General features: G+C 59.7%; 12 protein-coding genes and 1 pseudogene. 3 read left to right on the forward strand and 10 right to left on the reverse strand.

Features of this window, described 5'->3' with window-relative positions:
* Positions 1-204: 204 nt before the first annotated feature.
* Positions 205-1,296, forward strand: coding sequence for a calcium:cation antiporter (locus tag AC07V9_RS25660; RefSeq protein WP_495018436.1), 1,092 nt, complete (start codon positions 205-207; stop codon positions 1,294-1,296).
* A 151-nt stretch (positions 1,297-1,447) separates the two neighbouring features.
* Here AC07V9_RS25660 and AC07V9_RS25665 read toward each other — a convergent pair whose 3' ends face one another.
* From AC07V9_RS25665 to AC07V9_RS25705, 9 genes are all read right to left on the reverse strand, one after another.
* Complete coding sequence (locus tag AC07V9_RS25665) at positions 1,448-2,803, reverse strand: 8-oxoguanine deaminase (RefSeq protein WP_495018437.1); 1,356 nt, start codon at positions 2,801-2,803, stop codon at positions 1,448-1,450.
* Between the two features lie 396 nt (positions 2,804-3,199).
* Complete coding sequence (locus AC07V9_RS25670; protein ID WP_495018438.1) at positions 3,200-3,886, reverse strand: SDR family oxidoreductase; 687 nt, start codon at positions 3,884-3,886, stop codon at positions 3,200-3,202.
* A 106-nt stretch (positions 3,887-3,992) separates the two neighbouring features.
* Positions 3,993-4,919 carry an ABC transporter permease gene (locus tag AC07V9_RS25675; RefSeq protein ID WP_495018439.1) on the reverse strand — a complete coding sequence of 309 codons (927 nt, stop codon included), beginning with the start codon at positions 4,917-4,919 and terminating at the stop codon, positions 3,993-3,995.
* On the reverse strand, positions 4,919-6,019 hold the full coding sequence (locus AC07V9_RS25680) for an ABC transporter permease (protein ID WP_495018440.1): 1,101 nt from the start codon (positions 6,017-6,019) through the stop codon (positions 4,919-4,921). Before AC07V9_RS25680 ends, AC07V9_RS25675 begins: the two co-directional genes overlap by 1 nt.
* Before the next feature lie 11 nt (positions 6,020-6,030).
* Positions 6,031-7,569, reverse strand: coding sequence for an ABC transporter ATP-binding protein (locus AC07V9_RS25685; RefSeq protein WP_495018441.1), 1,539 nt, complete (start codon positions 7,567-7,569; stop codon positions 6,031-6,033).
* A 550-nt stretch (positions 7,570-8,119) separates the two neighbouring features.
* Complete coding sequence (locus AC07V9_RS25690) at positions 8,120-8,713, reverse strand: IMPACT family protein (protein WP_495018442.1); 594 nt, start codon at positions 8,711-8,713, stop codon at positions 8,120-8,122.
* A gap of 36 nt (positions 8,714-8,749) precedes the next feature.
* Positions 8,750-9,409 (reverse strand): TetR/AcrR family transcriptional regulator, encoded by a 660-nt coding sequence (locus AC07V9_RS25695; protein WP_495018443.1) that lies wholly within the window; start codon positions 9,407-9,409, stop codon positions 8,750-8,752.
* Positions 9,410-9,491: 82 nt separating this feature from the next.
* Positions 9,492-10,877, reverse strand: coding sequence for a uracil-xanthine permease family protein (locus AC07V9_RS25700; protein WP_495018444.1), 1,386 nt, complete (start codon positions 10,875-10,877; stop codon positions 9,492-9,494).
* Positions 10,878-11,089: 212 nt separating this feature from the next.
* The gene (locus AC07V9_RS25705) at positions 11,090-12,010 is read right to left on the reverse strand and encodes a LysR family transcriptional regulator (RefSeq protein WP_495018445.1); all 921 of its coding nucleotides are present in this window, start codon (positions 12,008-12,010) and stop codon (positions 11,090-11,092) included.
* A gap of 139 nt (positions 12,011-12,149) precedes the next feature.
* Here AC07V9_RS25705 and aptA point away from each other — a divergent pair, with 139 nt between their 5' ends.
* The gene (gene aptA / locus AC07V9_RS25710) at positions 12,150-13,496 is read left to right on the forward strand and encodes an omega-aminotransferase AptA (protein WP_495018446.1); all 1,347 of its coding nucleotides are present in this window, start codon (positions 12,150-12,152) and stop codon (positions 13,494-13,496) included.
* Positions 13,497-13,566: 70 nt separating this feature from the next.
* Positions 13,567-15,060, forward strand: a complete 1,494-nt coding sequence (locus tag AC07V9_RS25715; protein ID WP_495018447.1) for a CoA-acylating methylmalonate-semialdehyde dehydrogenase — start codon at positions 13,567-13,569, stop codon at positions 15,058-15,060.
* Between the two features lie 169 nt (positions 15,061-15,229).
* Here AC07V9_RS25715 and AC07V9_RS25720 read toward each other — a convergent pair.
* Positions 15,230-15,429 (reverse strand): annotated as a pseudogene (locus tag AC07V9_RS25720) (hypothetical protein); the annotation flags it as partial.

Below are 15,429 nucleotides of genomic sequence, written 5' to 3' on the forward strand. Positions count from 1 at the left end.
TTCATTCGCGAGAGGCCATTGCAATCGACACATCTCTATCGGTTGAAACATTTTCGCGAATAAATTCGCTCCCACAGGGGAAGACCGCGTTACGTTGCTGGCCAGCATGTCTTGAAACCTTTACTTACAACACGCACTCTCAACCGCTTGAGCAGTTAACACTTCATGGATGTGCGGCATCGGTCGCAAGGATAAAAGGCAGCGATGGGCACGATTCTCAAGCAAGAAAAGTTTCTTCTGTTGGCGGTCATCGCGACCTGCTTCGCGTACCCCTTCGAGCATCAGTTGCTCAGCCATGGCCACGCCGTCGCGCTGATCGCAGGCATCGCTCTGGTGGGTTTCATCGTCTGCGCCTCGATGCGGGTGGCGCATCACGCCGAACTGCTGGCGGAAAAGGTCGGCGACCCCTACGGCACCATGATCCTGACGCTGTCAGCGGTGCTGGTGGAAGTGGTCATCCTGGCGATCATGATGAGCAACGAGCCTTCGCCAACGCTGGTGCGGGACACCATCTATTCGGCGGTGATGCTCGACGTCAACGGCATCCTCGGCCTTGCGGCCCTGATGGGGGGACTCAAGCACGGCGAACAGTCCTACAACGATGACTCCGCCCGGTCCTACAGCGTGATGATCCTCACTGCGATGGCCGTTTCGATGGTCGTGCCCGAGTTCATTCCCGAGGCCAATTGGAAGGTCTATTCGTGCTTCACGATCGGCGCGATGATCCTGCTCTACGGCCTGTTTTTGCGCATGCAGGTCGGGCCACACAGCTACTTCTTCAGCTACAGCTACCCCGACAAGAAACGCCGCAAGGATCAGCCCGAGCAGCACGAGGAAGAAGTGAACCTGCCGCTGTCCATCGGCACGCTGGTGTTTGGGGTGGTGATCATTGGCGCGCTGGCGGAGGTGATGTCCAAGACCATCGACCTGGGTCTGGAAGGCAGCGGCGCGCCGCCGGTGATGACGGCGATTCTGGTGGCGGCGATTTCCGCCGCTCCCGAAATCCTCACGGCCTTGCGCGCGGCACTGGCCAACCGCATGCAGTCGGTGGTCAACATCGCACTGGGGGCGTCGCTGTCGACCGTTATCCTGACCGTGCCAGTGATGGAAGCGATGGCGCTGTACACCGGCCAGCCGTTTCAGATGGCGATGACGCCAGTGCAGACGGTGATGATCTTCGTCACCCTGTTGGTCAGCGCCATCAACCTCAACGACGGCGAAACCAATGCCATTGAGGGCATGACTCACTTCGTGCTGTTCGCGACGTTCGTGATGCTGTCGTTGTTGGGGTTGTGACTCGGTACGCTGGGTTAGGAACCCACCCTGTGGGAGCGAATTCATTCGCGAGAGGCTGGTACGTCCGACACCTACCTGTCGTCTGGGCCATTCTTCGCGAATGAATTCGCTCCCACAGGGGGCTGCGTTCATGAGATCAGGGTGTACGGATTCAGCCTCTGATCAACTCGGCTGCCGCCTGCCGGTGATCGGCAATTAACCCCTTCAGATTCAGCCCCTCGACCTGCCCGTCGATCACTCGCCATTTTCCGCCGATCATCACCCGGTCCGCGCGATCTGCACCGCACAGCAAAAGCGCCGACAGCGGATCGTGACTGCCCGAAAAGCGCAATTCATCAAGCTTGAACAACGCCAGATCCGCCTGCTTGCCGACGGCCAGTTCACCGATGTCGCTGCGCCCCAACAGCTTCGCCGAACCTTGGGTTGCCCAACCCAAAGCCATTTCAGGGGTGATCTTCTCGGCGCCATAACGCAGCCGTTGCAGATACAGCGCCTGTTTGGCTTCGAGGATCATGTTCGAGCCATCGTTGGACGCCGAGCCATCCACGCCCAGGCCAACCGGCGCACCGGCAGCGGTCAGGTCCAGCGTCGGGCAAATGCCGGAGGCCAGACGCATGTTCGAGCTTGGGCAGTGACAGATCCCGGTCCCCGCCTCACCCAGGCGCGCGATTTCCTGTTCATTGAAGTGAATGCCGTGGGCCAGCCAGGTGCGCGGCCCGAGCCAACCGACACTGTCCAGGTAATCCACCGTGCGCAGGCCGAAACGCTGCAGGCAGAAGTCTTCTTCATCCAGGGTCTCGGCCAAATGAGTGTGCAGACGCACATCGAGTTTTTCAGCCAGGGCAGCGCTTTCGGACATGATTTCGGTGGTCACCGAAAACGGCGAGCAGGGGGCCAGGGCGATCTGGATCTGCGCGCCATCCCCACGCTCGTGATAACGCTCGATGAGGCGTTGGCTGTCGTCGAGAATTACTTGGCCCTGCTGCACGGTTTGCTGCGGCGGCAAGCCTCCATCGGCCTCACCCAGGCTCATCGAGCCCCGCGTCAGCATTGCCCGCATGCCCAGCTCGCGCACGCTTTCGACCTGTACATCGATGGCGTTTTCCAGACCGTTCGGAAACAGGTAATGGTGATCAGCGGCGGTGGTGCAGCCCGACAGCAGCAGCTCGGTCAATGCCACCTTGCTCGCCAGCGCCAGTTTTTCCGGCGTGAGCCGCGCCCACACCGGGTACAGCGTCTTCAGCCACGGAAACAACGGCTGATTGACCACCGGCGCCCAGGCCCGCGTGAGGGTTTGATAGAAGTGATGATGGGTGTTGATCAGCCCCGGCAGCAGCACATGCTCGCGGGCATCGAAGACCTGATCGCAAGGCTGCGCAGGCACTTGACCCGCTGCGAGCAATTCGACGATCACGCCGTTTTCGACCACTACACCGCCTCGGGCATCAAGGGCGTTGGCGGTGAACACAGCAAGGGGATTTTTCAACCAGATACGGATCGCAGGCATTGGCCGGCTCCTCTGAAAAGTGGGTTCAGGTAGCCAGCTCAGTTTTGCCCTGTCTGCTGATCCAGGGTCGCCGTGAGGCGAGGGGGGAGTTTAGGGGCGAGGCTGCTTCGGGATCAAGTACCGGCTTGCAGACACGACTCTGATGCCCTTTGGGCCTTCGCCCCCATGGCGGCTTCCCCATCCTCTGCAACGTGCCCAGACTGACAGACCGAGTGGTCAGCTTTTACAAGCTGACGGTGGATCCCGCCTAGGGCACCAAGGCTACTTACTCGGTCCATCAGGCCATGGCACGTTGCAACAAATGTGGGAGTGAGCTTCTCACGAAAAAGCCCAAGGGGCATCAGAGTCGCGCCAGCAAGCCAACCCCTATAGTGCCGAACGGTGATCAGCGATTTATCACCAAGGAATCGTCTCACCCTTGTAATTCACAAAATGATGTCCTCCTTCCCCGGCAAACCGTTCCAGCTGTTCGACCATGCCACGCGCGCTGGTCTCGACATCGATGTCCGCGCCTTCGCCGCCCATGTCGGTCCTCACCCAGCCGGGGTGCATCGACAGTACGGTGGGTTTGTTGTCGCCCAGTTGAGTGACGAAGGTGTTGGTCATGGAGTTGAGAGCGGCTTTGCTGGCTTTGTAGAGCGCCATTTCAGGGGCGTCAGGCACGGTGATGCTGCCCAGCCCCGAGCTCATGAAGGCGATGACGCCGGTGTTGGGGCGGATCTGGTCGACGAAACGTTTGGCCAGTCGAATCGGGGCGACCGCGTTGGTCAGGAATAGCTGGCCCAATTCGCCCGCAGTCGCGTCGGTCGGGTTGGGATGCAGGGGCCCCATGATGCCGGCGTTGACGAAAAGGACGTCGTACACCTGGCCCTTGAGGTTGTGGGTGAGGACTTCCAGCGAAGATTGCTCGTCCATGTCCAGCGTCTGGATCTTCACACCGGGGATGGCTTTCAGCTCTTCGGCCTTGTGCGCGTCGCGAACAGTGGCGGTGACGTCCCAGCCTTTGTCGGTCAGGCGTTTCACCAAACCCAGGCCCAAGCCGCGGGAAGCGCCGATGATCAGTGCGGTTTTATTGGCAGACATGAAATGTCACTCCTTGGAGAATGAAACGAGGCAGCGTAAGCAAAGTTGACCGCGCGCGATGCGAGGAATTGTTTTTTCCGGCGCAACGGTCACCTTCGCCTGCTGATCAGTGCCCAGACTGCCAGGGTTGTCCGAGGGACACCGGTGCGTACAGCCGGGTGCGCAAAGCGTTGCGCGACAGTAACACCAGCACCACGATCGTTGCGACATACGGCAACATCGCCAACAGGTTGGACGGGATCGCCAGACCTATCCCCTGAGCCACCAGATACAAGATGCTGGCGAAGCCGAACAGGTACGCGCCCAGCAGCAAACGCCACACCCGCCAACTGGCGAACACCACCAGCGCCAGGGCGATCCAGCCCCGGCCAGCACTTATGTTTTCAGCCCACATCGGCGTGTAGGCCAGCGACAGATACGCTCCGGCCAGCCCGGCCATGGCGCCGCCGAACAACACCGCCAACGTGCGCACGCGCAACACGGGCAGCCCCATCGCACTGGCGGCGTTGGGGTTTTCTCCTACAGCCTGGATGACCAAACCCACACGACGTTTCAGAAGCGTCCATGCCACCACGGCGAATAGCGTGAAGGAGAGGTACACCAGAATGTCCTGAGCGAAGAGCATCCGGCCGATCAGCGGGATGCCGCTCAAACCCGGGATCACGATGGGCTCGAAACCGATCAGCGGCTTGCCGACCCAGGCGGCGCCGACAAAGCTGGACAGGCCGACACCGAAAATCGTCAACGCCAAGCCGGTCGCCACCTGATTGGCATTGAACACCAGGGCCACCAGGGCGAACAGCGAAGCCAGCAGCATGCCCGCGAGGATCGCCAGCAGCACGCCGAGCCACAGGCTGCCGGTACTCAAGGCCACGATGAAACCGATCACCGCGCCAAACAGCATCATGCCTTCCTGACCCAGATTCAGAACGCCTGTCTTCTCACAGACCAGCTCACCCAAGGCCACCAACAGCAGCGGGGTGCCGCAACGAACGGTGGCAAAAAAAATGTTACTCAGCAGGTCGATATCCATCACACGGCTCCCGGCACAGCGGCCATCTGGCGGCGGGCCCAGCGCAACTTGAGGCGCGGGCGGTAGAGAATCAGCACATCGCAGGCCAGCAGGAAGAACAGCATCATCCCCTGAAACAATTGCGTAATGGCTTGTGACAAATTGAGGGTCATCTGCGCGCTTTCGCCACCCAGATACAGCAGCGCCATGAGCAGGCTGGAAAACAGAATCCCCAGCGGATTCAGGCGCCCGAGAAACGCGACGGTAATGGCCGCGTAGCCGTAACCCGGTGAAACTTGCGGTACCAATTGGCCGATAGGGCCGGTCACTTCGCACACGCCCGCCAAGCCGGCGAGGCCGCCACTGATCAACAGCGCCAGCCAGATCAGACCTTTCTCACGAAAGCCGACGAATCCGGCGGCACGTTTGTCCAGCCCCAGCACCTTGATCTGAAAGCCGACAAAGCTGCGCTGCAACAACACCCACACCGCCACGAGAGCCAACAGCGCGAAATACACCCCGGCGTGCACGCGGCCGTCTTCGGTGAGCAGCGGCAAACGGCTCGCGTCGCCAAACATGGCGGACTCCGGGAAGTTCATGCCAGCAGGATCCTTCAGCGGGCCGTGTACGCAATACAGCAGCAGGTTGAGGGCGATGTAATTCAGCATGATGCTGGTGAGGATTTCATTGGCGTTGAAATGTGTCCGCAGCCAGGCGGTCAGGCCTGCCCACGCTGCCCCGGCAGCAACGCCGACCAACAGAATCAAGGCCAGCACCCAGCGGCTGTCGATATCTATGACGTTCACGGCGACGGCACTGCCGCCCAGAGCGCCCATCAGCAACTGCCCTTCGGCGCCGATGTTCCAGATGCGTGCCTGATAGGCCACGGCCAGGCCCAATGCGCAGAGCAGAATGGGCAGGGTCTTGACCATCAGTTCGGACACGCCGTACAGGTCGCTGACCGGCGCGATCAGCAGGGTGTGTAAGGTCAGCAACGGGTCCAGGCCCAAGGCAACAAACAGCAACGATCCCGACACCAGCGTCAGCACCGCCGCCAGGAGCGGGGAGAACCACAACATGGCGCGGGATTCCTGGCCGCGGGGTTCCAGTGAAAGCAACATGGGCTTCTCCGTCAGATGAGTGGGGCGGCGTCGAATTGACCCGCCATCCAACCGCCGACCTGCACTTGGCTGGTCTGCGCGGTGGGCGCGAGGCTTGAAAGGTGACCGGCTGACAACGCAGCTACGCGATCGCTGATCTGAAACAGTTCGTCGAGATCTTCGGAAATCACCAGGATCGCGGCGCCCGCGTCACGCAGGGCAATCAGCGCGCGGTGAATCGCCGCCGCAGCGCTTACGTCGACGCCCCACGTTGGATGGGCGGCGACCAGTAACCTCGGGTTCTGCAGGATTTCCCGACCCAGAATGAATTTCTGCAGATTGCCGCCGGAGAGGCTGCGGGCGCGGGTTTGCGCGTCGGGCGTTTTCACGGCGAAGCGTTGAATGATGGTTTCTGCCAAGGCCTGGACCTTGCTGCGCTGAATCAGCCCCTTGCTGACTAGCCCTAGCTGAAAAGCGGTGAGCAGCGCGTTGTCGGTCAGGCTCATTTCCGGCACTGCGCCATGACCCAGTCGTTCGGCAGGGACGAACGCCAAACCCAGCTTGCGACGTGCATCTGGGCGCAGATGAGCGACCACCTGATTGGCAAAACGGATGCGTTGCGCGTCGGCTTTGCTCAGCGTCTGTTCACCGCTGAGCAGGGCCAGCAGTTCATCCTGACCATTGCCGGCAACACCCGCGATGCCGACGATCTCGCCGCTGCGCACCTCAAGATCGACCTCTTTCAGCGAGCAACCAAAGGGATCGGGGTTGTGCCAGGACAGCTTGTCCACTTGCAGAAAAGGGGCAGCGCCCGAGGCTTTCGAATATTGCGCCACCAGCCCTTCGGCGTCGCCGACCATCAACTGCGCCAGTTGCAGATCGCTGCATTCGGCCGGTACGCAATGCCCGGACACCCTGCCGCCGCGCAGCACGGTAGCGCTGTGGCAGAGCGCGCGAACTTCGCCCAGCTTGTGGCTGATGAACAGAATGCTGCAGCCCTCGCTGGCCAAGCGGCGCAGGGTGACGAACAGGTCGTCTGCTTCTTGCGGGGTCAGCACTGAGGTGGGTTCGTCGAGAATCAGCAGGCGAATGTCCTGCATCAGGCAGCGAATGATTTCGACTTTCTGACGCTCGCCAATTGAAAGACTGTGCACCAGCCTTTGCGGCTCCAGCGCCATGCGATAACGTTGCGAGACTTCGCGAATTCTGGGTTCCAGCTGCTTGGGCGTACCCGCCGCAGCGCCCATCGCCAGGGCGATGTTCTGCGCCACGGTCAGGGTCTCGAACAAGGAAAAATGCTGAAACACCATGCCAATGCCCAGCTCGCGGGCCTGAGCAGGATTGCGCATGGTCAGCGGCTTATCGTGCCAGACGATCTGCCCGGCATCCGGCTGAACCACACCATAGATGATCTTCATCAGGGTGCTTTTGCCCGCGCCGTTCTCGCCGAGCAGCGCGTGGATTTCACCCGGCTCGATGCTCAGGTCGATGGCATCGTTGGCAAGACAACCGGGGTATCGCTTGGTGATGTGGCGCAGTTGCAAGCGCGCAGGATTCGCTGATTGAGGCATGACGGGCTCGGGAAAAAGGGATCGCCCCTGCACATAGCAATTTCTTGGCCAGCTGGTCAGGTTTGTCCGTGGCTACGCACAGACTCTTCAGGGCCCTGTAGCAGCGCGGCTTGCCGGCGGTGGCGTCCCTCAGTTGGCAGCGGGATTGGCCAGATTCAAATGCTGGAAAGCACCGCTTAAGGGCAGCCAATTTTTACAGCGGGTCAATTTGGTTCAATTTTTTTGTACGAAAAATGACCAATTGACGGCAGGCGAGATATCCCCGGCCCTGTGGACAGCCTTGCACGCGTTATCCACAGGTTGCTCCACAGTTAATGTGCGCAATCGCAGATGTGCGATCTAAGCCCGCAATGGGTAGGTCCGAAGGGAGATAAGGCACTCTAACATCCTGTTTTGCGGTCGGTTTATGCGGTGGATAAGTGTTTTGATCAAAAACTGATCATCCGGCTGAAACCCATATGTTTCAAGGCTTGCGAGGGAATGTGCTCAGGTTGTCCACAGGCAGGTGCACAGTAGATGTGGGAAACCTGCGTGGAGCAGAATGAGGCGTTCAGACGGCGTCGTCGCGCTTGAGGACGATTCGCCCGCGACTGATGTCCGAGAGCTGGCGCTGATACGTCTCGATCTGTTCAGGGCCCAGGGCAATAGACAGATCCACGCCAACGGCGGTGAAGGTTTCTTCCTGCACCAGACCGTTGAGTTCGGCCAAGCGCAGTTTGACCAATGCCAGTTCGCTGAAGCTGCAGTCAAAACTCAAGGAAACCCGATTGATCAGTGCTCGACGCTCTGCCTGCTGCAGGCATTTGTTCGCACCGCCGCCATAGGCCCTTGCCAGCCCGCCAGTCCCCAATTGAATGCCGCCGTACCAGCGAATGACCAACACGACGACTTGGTCAAAATCCTGCGCTTCGATAGCCGCGAGAATCGGCCGGCCCGCCGTACCACCGGGCTCGCCGTCGTCGGTGCTGCGGTATTGCGCGCCCAGCTTCCAGGCCCAGCAGTTGTGCGTGGCGTCGAGGTCGCTGTTCTGCTCGATGAAAGCCTGGGCTTCTGCAGGGCTGCTGATGGGGGCGGCGAGGGTGATGAAGCGGCTCTTGCGAATCTCTTCGCGAAATTCGCAAGGGCCGACGAGGGTAGAGGGCATGACGTTTCCAGCCGAAAATCAGGAAGATTCGTACATTCAGATCGCAGGCACGAGGCCGCAACCCTTGAGAATGATGCGAATCAGATTGTTGCCGGCTTCTTCCATATCTTGCTTGGTCAGGCGCGAGCGGCCGGTGACCTGGCAGATCTGGGTGGCGAAGTCGGCGTAATGCTGGGTGCTGCCCCAGAGCAGAAAGATCAGGTGCACCGGGTCGACCGGGTCCATCTTGCCGGCGTCGATCCACGCCTGAAAGACCGAAGCGCGCCCCTGAAACCACGCCCGGTAATCCTGGCTGAAATATTCGTTCAAACATTCGCCGCCGCTGATGATCTCCATCGCGAAGATGCGCGAGGCCTGCGGGTGGCGGCGAGAGAACTCCATCTTCGCGCGAATGTAGTGAGTCAGCGCCTGGGCCGGATCGTCCTCGACCTTCAGGTTGTTGAAGGTGCTGTCCCACAGCTGAATGATGTTGCTCAGCACCGCGATGTACAGCCCCAACTTGTTGGTGAAGTAGTAGTGCAGGTTGGCCTTGGGCAGCCCGGCATTCTGCGCGATGGTGTTCATGCTGGTGCCTTTGAACCCGTGACGGGCGAACTCGTCCTCGGCAGCCTTCATGATCGCTTCTTCATTCTTTTGACGAATTCGGCTCGCCGGTTTGGTGGCGCTGACGCTGTGAGCAGGGACTTCGAGGGTCATGTGCGGTTCCAGACGGATCATTGGGTGCGACGTGTGAACAGATAACGTACCCGTGACGATCCGACAAGCGTCTGCAAGGGAATTAGTGCTCAAGGGCCTCTATTTCCTGCTTTTTTTCGGATCGAGCCTCCTTGGCTTCCGGCAACAGCAGTGACATCACGACCGCCGTGAGGCCCCCGCTGGTGATTGCCGAATCGAACAGGTTCTGCACCAATTGCGGCAAATGATGCAGCAACGTCGGTTGCGCCGCGATCCCCAGGCCAACGCCAAATGAGGTGGCGATGATCAACATGCTGCGTCGGTCCAGTGACGACTGTGCCAGGATACGAACCCCTGCCGCCGCCACGCTGCCAAACATCACCAGCGTGGCGCCGCCCAGGACCGGTTTGGGAATCTGCTGAAGAATCGCGCCGATGACCGGGAAAAGTCCGAGCAAAAAAAGGATCGCTCCTATGTAGAGGCCGACGTAGCGGCTGGCCACGCCGGTCAGCTGAATCACGCCGTTGTTCTGGGCGAACGTGGTGTTGGGAAATGCACTGAAAGTGGCGGCGATCATGCAGCTCACGCCATCACCCAGCACGCCGCCTTTGAGGCGAGCGATGTAGCTCGGGCCTTTGATCGGCTCGCGAGACAGCATGCAGTTGGCAGTCAGATCGCCCACGGTCTCGATGCTGCTGATCAGATAAATCAGCGCGACGGGTAGGAAAGCTGCCCAATCGAAGTTGAAACCGAACCGGAAAGGCGTAGGAACGCTGATCAGCGCCACATTACTGATTGAGTGCGGGACGAGCTTGCCGCTGAACCAGGCCGCGACGCTGCCCACCGCCAGGCCAATGATGATTGCCGATAGGCGCAGCCAGGGCGTGTTGGAACGGTTGAGCAGGATGATCACCAGCAGCACGAACACGCCGAGTATCAGATTGATTGGCTCGCCAAAATCAGGGGCGTTGAAACCGCCACCCAGATCGGTGACGCCGACCTTGATCAGGCTCACGCCAATCAGGGTAATGACGATGCCAGTGACCAGCGGCGTGATCACGCGACGCAGTTGGCCGATGAAGCGGCTCAGCACGATCTGCACGACAGCGCCGAAAAAACACACGCCAAACACCATCGCCATGATGTCTTCAGGGCTGCCGCCGCGTTGCTTGACCATGAAGCCCGCCGACAGCACGGCACCCAGAAAGGCAAAACTGGTGCCTTGCAGGCAGATCATCCCGGCGCCGATGCCAAACGGACGACGCGCCTGGATGAAAGTGCCTACACCAGAAACCATTAACGCCATGCTGATCAGGTAAGGCAGGTAGGCGCCAAGCCCCAATGCTGAGCCGATGATCAGCGGCGGCGTGATGATGCCCACGAACGCTGCAAGCACATGCTGAACAGCGGCCAGGATGGCAGGCGCAGGTCGGGGGCGATCGTTTAAGCCGTAGATCAGGTCGTTATTGTCTGGCGCTTCAGGCTGCATGCTGGACTCTCGGTTTTTGTGTTTGGCCAAGCCGGTGAGCACTTGAACGATAGCGCTGTTTCACCGGTCTTCAGGCTGTATTGCAAAAACCTGTCCAATCGATCAGGTAGTGTTCTGGATATTTTGTTAATTAATATTTAAAACAATGAGTTATTTGATTTAAAAAGATTTCCAGAGAGCGGGGTGAAGGGGCTCGCTCATTGGCCCAAGCCTCATCGTGTGGCAGCCAAGCTTTCCAGAAAACTCTCCAGCACCAAATGAGGGCGACGACCTTTGCGAGTCACCGTCACCAGACTCAAATCGTAAAACCGCGCCTGCGGTTTCAATGCGCGCAGCCGACCTTGCTGCACCCAGAACGTCGCATAGTGGTCCGGCAGATAGCCGATGTAGCGGCCGGTCAGAATCAGGAACGCCATGCCTTCGCGGTCCGATGCGCTCGCCGTGCACTTGAGCGCCTGATAGTGCGCCTGGATGTCTGCCGGCAGGCGGAATGTTGGGGCGATCGCCTCTTGGTCCGCCAGTCGCTCATCACCCAGTTGCGCATCGTCGACATAAAAAAGCGGGTGACCTACTGCGCAATACAGCAATGAGCGCTCACTGTAGAGCGGTTGATATTCAAGGCCTGACAAGGCGTTGGCCTGTGGCACGACGCCGACATGCAGGCTGCCGTCGAGCACCCCTTGCTCCACTTCATTGGGCGCGATCATGCGAATGTTGATGTGCACGTCGGGCCCGCGTTCTTTCAGTTGGGAAAGCGCGTGAGTGATGCGCATGTGGGGCAGGGTGACCAGATTGTCGGTCAGGCCGATGTTCAGCTCGCCACGCAGATGTCGGTGAAGGCCGTTCACTTCTGTACGAAAACTCTCCAGCGCACTCAACAGTTGCAGCGATGACTGATACACCTCGCGGCCTTCTTCTGTCAGGGAAAACCCCGCGCGGCCACGCTGACACAGACGCAATCCCAGGCGTTGCTCCAGATCGCTCATCTGCTGGCTGATCGCCGAACGGCCAATGCCCAGGGCGCTTTCTGCGGCCGAGAACCCTCCTGACTCGACTACGCTTCGAAAGATGCGCAACAGACGGATATCGAAGTCGCTGACTTGCGCCAACGGGTCGGAACGGCGTGTGCTCATTGTTTAGTGGTCCACTAACTAAAGATCATAAAAGCAGGATTTTAGCGACTTTATGCCCGTGGCAAGTTAGCTGCAACCGGCCCTGCTTCCTTTCATGGAGATGAAGACAGGCCACCCACACCCTTGTGAGGTTATTCCAATGAACATGCCCGAATCGTCCGATATGTCGCTGGCCAGTCAGCTCAAGCTCGATGCTCACTGGATGCCCTACACCGCAAACCGCAATTTCCAGCGCGACCCGCGACTGATCGTGGCGGCAGAGGGGAGTTATCTGACAGACGACAAGGGCCGCAAGATCTACGATGGTCTTTCGGGTTTGTGGACCTGTGGCGCTGGCCACACTCGCAAGGAAATTCAGGAAGCCGTCTCCAAACAACTGGGCACACTGGATTACTCGCCAGCGTTCCAGTTCGGTCATCCGCTGTCGTTCCAGCTCGCCGAAAAAATCACCGAGCTGACGCCGGGCAACCTGAACCACGTGTTCTACACCGACTCGGGCTCCGAGTGCGCTGACACCGCCGTGAAAATGGTGCGTGCCTACTGGCGTCTGAAAGGCCAAGCGACCAAGACCAAAATGATCGGTCGTGCCCGTGGCTATCACGGCGTGAACATCGCCGGCACCAGCCTGGGCGGCGTGAACGGCAACCGTAAAATGTTCGGCCAGTTGATGGACGTCGACCATCTGCCTCATACCCTGCTGGCCAGCAACGCCTATTCCCGTGGCATGCCGGAGCAGGGCGGTATCGCGCTGGCCGATGAAATGCTCAAGCTGATCGAGCTGCACGATGCTTCGAACATCGCAGCGGTCATCGTCGAGCCAATGGCTGGCTCGGCAGGCGTGATCGTGCCGCCGCAGGGTTATCTGAAGCGCCTGCGTGAAATCTGCGATCAGCACAATATCCTGCTGATCTTCGACGAAGTGATCACTGGCTTCGGCCGTACCGGCTCGATGTTCGGTGCCGACAGTTTCGGCGTGACCCCGGACCTGATGTGCATCGCCAAGCAAGTCACCAACGGCGCGATTCCGATGGGTGCGGTGATTGCCAGCAGCGAGATCTATCAGACATTCATGAATCAGCCGACGCCTGAATACGCGGTGGAATTCCCACACGGTTACACCTATTCGGCCCACCCTGTGGCCTGCGCGGCTGGCCTGGCAGCGCTGGATATCCTCAAGCGCGAAAACCTGGTGCAACAAGTGGCCGAGACCGCGCCGCACTTCGAAAACTCGCTGCATGGCCTGAAGGGCAGCAAGAATGTGATCGACATCCGCAACTACGGCCTGGCCGGCGCTATCCAGATCGCCGCCCGTGATGGCGATGCGATCGTTCGTCCGTTCGAAGCCGCAATGAAACTGTGGAAAGCCGGGTTCTACGTGCGCTTCGGCGGCGACACCCTGCAGTTCGGCCCAACCTTCAACAGCAAGCCGCAGGATCTGGACCGCATGTTCGACGCGGTGGGCGAAGCGCTCAACCAGATCGACTGATCCCTCTCTTCTCTATCAACAGGCGCAACTGCGGTTGCGCCTGCGGACCACCTTTTTTCGGAGTTTCCCCATGAGCACCATTCAACACCTGATCCACGGCGAGATGGTCAACGACAACGGCCGCACGGCTGACGTCTTCAACCCTTCCACTGGTCAGGCGATCCACAAGGTTCCGCTGGCCAGCCGTGAAACCGTGCAGCAGGCAATCGATTCGGCCAAAGCGGCGTTCCCGGCCTGGCGCAACACCCCACCTGCGAAACGTGCGCAGGTGATGTTTCGCTTCAAGCAACTGCTGGAGCAGAACGAAGCGCGCATTGCTCAGCTGATCAGCGAAGAGCACGGCAAGACCCTGGAAGACGCAGCCGGTGAATTGAAGCGCGGGATCGAGAACGTCGAGTACGCCAGCGCTGCGCCGGAAATCCTCAAGGGCGAGTACAGCCGTAACGTCGGCCCGAACATCGATGCCTGGTCCGACTTCCAGCCGCTGGGCGTCGTGGCGGGTATCACGCCGTTCAACTTCCCGGCCATGGTGCCGCTGTGGATGTACCCGTTGGCGATCGCCTGCGGTAACTGCTTCATCCTCAAACCATCCGAGCGTGACCCGAGCTCGACCCTGCTGATCGCGCAACTGCTGCACGAAGCCGGTTTGCCAAAAGGCGTGCTGAACGTCGTGCATGGCGACAAGGCGGCGGTGGACGCGCTCATTGAGGCGCCGGAGGTCAAGGCGCTGAGCTTCGTAGGTTCGACCCCAATTGCCGAGTACATCTATAAAGAAGCGACGGCTCGCGGCAAGCGCGTTCAGGCGCTGGGCGGGGCGAAGAACCATGCGGTGCTGATGCCGGATGCCGACCTCGATAACGCAGTCAGTGCGCTGATGGGCGCAGCCTACGGTTCGTGCGGCGAGCGTTGCATGGCGATTTCGGTGGCGGTCTGTGTCGGCGATCAGGTGGCTGATGCGTTGGTGGCCAAGCTGGTCCCGCAGATCAAGGCGCTGAAAATCGGCGCGGGCACTTCTTGTGGCCTGGACATGGGGCCTCTGGTGACCGGTCAGCATCGCGACAAAGTCAGCGGGTATATCGAAGACGGCGTGGCGTCTGGCGCGAAGCTGGTGGTGGACGGTCGTGGCCTGACCGTTTCGGGTCATGAAGATGGCTTCTTCCTGGGTGGCTGCCTGTTCGATCAGGTCACCCCTGAAATGCGTATCTATAAAGAAGAGATTTTCGGGCCGGTGCTGTGCATTGTTCGCGTTAACAGCCTTGAGCAGGCGATGCAGCTGATCAACGATCACGAATACGGCAACGGCACCTGCATTTTCACCCGTGATGGTGAGGCTGCGCGTCTGTTCTGTGATGAGATCGAGGTGGGGATGGTCGGCGTCAACGTGCCGCTGCCAGTGCCAGTGGCGTATCACAGCTTCGGCGGCTGGAAACGTTCGCTGTTTGGCGACCTGCACGCCTATGGGCCGGATGGCGTGCGTTTCTACACCCGTCGCAAGGCGATCACCCAGCGCTGGCCCCAGCGTGCGAGCCACGAGGCGTCGCAGTTCGCTTTCCCAAGCCTGTAACGCTGGATGAAAAGGGGGCGAGCCGCAAGGCTCGCCCCCTTTCTTTGGGTCTGTTTCTGACCGATGTGACAATTTAATGGAAACAGGGGTTGACGCCCCTCCGAATCTCTCTATAATTCGCCCCACTTCCGGCGCAGTCGGAACCGAAAACTCCTTGAGATTCAACGAGTTACAGGTTCAGGATGGCGAAGAAGTGCTTCGGTCGAGATGCTCGGATCGAAAGCGGTGAAAAAGGTGGTTGACAGCAGGTTGTAACGCTGTAGAATTCGCCTCCCGCTGACGTGAGATGAAGCATCGAACGAAGCGCAAGTGGTTGAAGTTGATCAAGAAATTTTGAAAACTTCTGAAAATAACCGCTTGACAAGATGA

The organism is Pseudomonas sp. GW821-FHT02A11, from assembly GCF_059421985.1.

Coding starts and splice junctions, on each gene's coding strand:
- AC07V9_RS25660 (WP_495018436.1), top strand. CDS start 205: ATGGGCACGATTCTCAAGCAAGAAAAGTTTCTTCTGTTGGCGGTCATC.
- AC07V9_RS25665 (WP_495018437.1), bottom strand. CDS start 2,803: ATGCCTGCGATCCGTATCTGGTTGAAAAATCCCCTTGCTGTGTTCACC.
- AC07V9_RS25670 (WP_495018438.1), bottom strand. CDS start 3,886: ATGTCTGCCAATAAAACCGCACTGATCATCGGCGCTTCCCGCGGCTTG.
- AC07V9_RS25675 (WP_495018439.1), bottom strand. CDS start 4,919: ATGGATATCGACCTGCTGAGTAACATTTTTTTTGCCACCGTTCGTTGC.
- AC07V9_RS25680 (WP_495018440.1), bottom strand. CDS start 6,019: ATGTTGCTTTCACTGGAACCCCGCGGCCAGGAATCCCGCGCCATGTTG.
- AC07V9_RS25685 (WP_495018441.1), bottom strand. CDS start 7,569: ATGCCTCAATCAGCGAATCCTGCGCGCTTGCAACTGCGCCACATCACC.
- AC07V9_RS25690 (WP_495018442.1), bottom strand. CDS start 8,713: ATGCCCTCTACCCTCGTCGGCCCTTGCGAATTTCGCGAAGAGATTCGC.
- AC07V9_RS25695 (WP_495018443.1), bottom strand. CDS start 9,409: ATGACCCTCGAAGTCCCTGCTCACAGCGTCAGCGCCACCAAACCGGCG.
- AC07V9_RS25700 (WP_495018444.1), bottom strand. CDS start 10,877: ATGCAGCCTGAAGCGCCAGACAATAACGACCTGATCTACGGCTTAAAC.
- AC07V9_RS25705 (WP_495018445.1), bottom strand. CDS start 12,010: ATGAGCACACGCCGTTCCGACCCGTTGGCGCAAGTCAGCGACTTCGAT.
- aptA (WP_495018446.1), top strand. CDS start 12,150: ATGAACATGCCCGAATCGTCCGATATGTCGCTGGCCAGTCAGCTCAAG.
- AC07V9_RS25715 (WP_495018447.1), top strand. CDS start 13,567: ATGAGCACCATTCAACACCTGATCCACGGCGAGATGGTCAACGACAAC.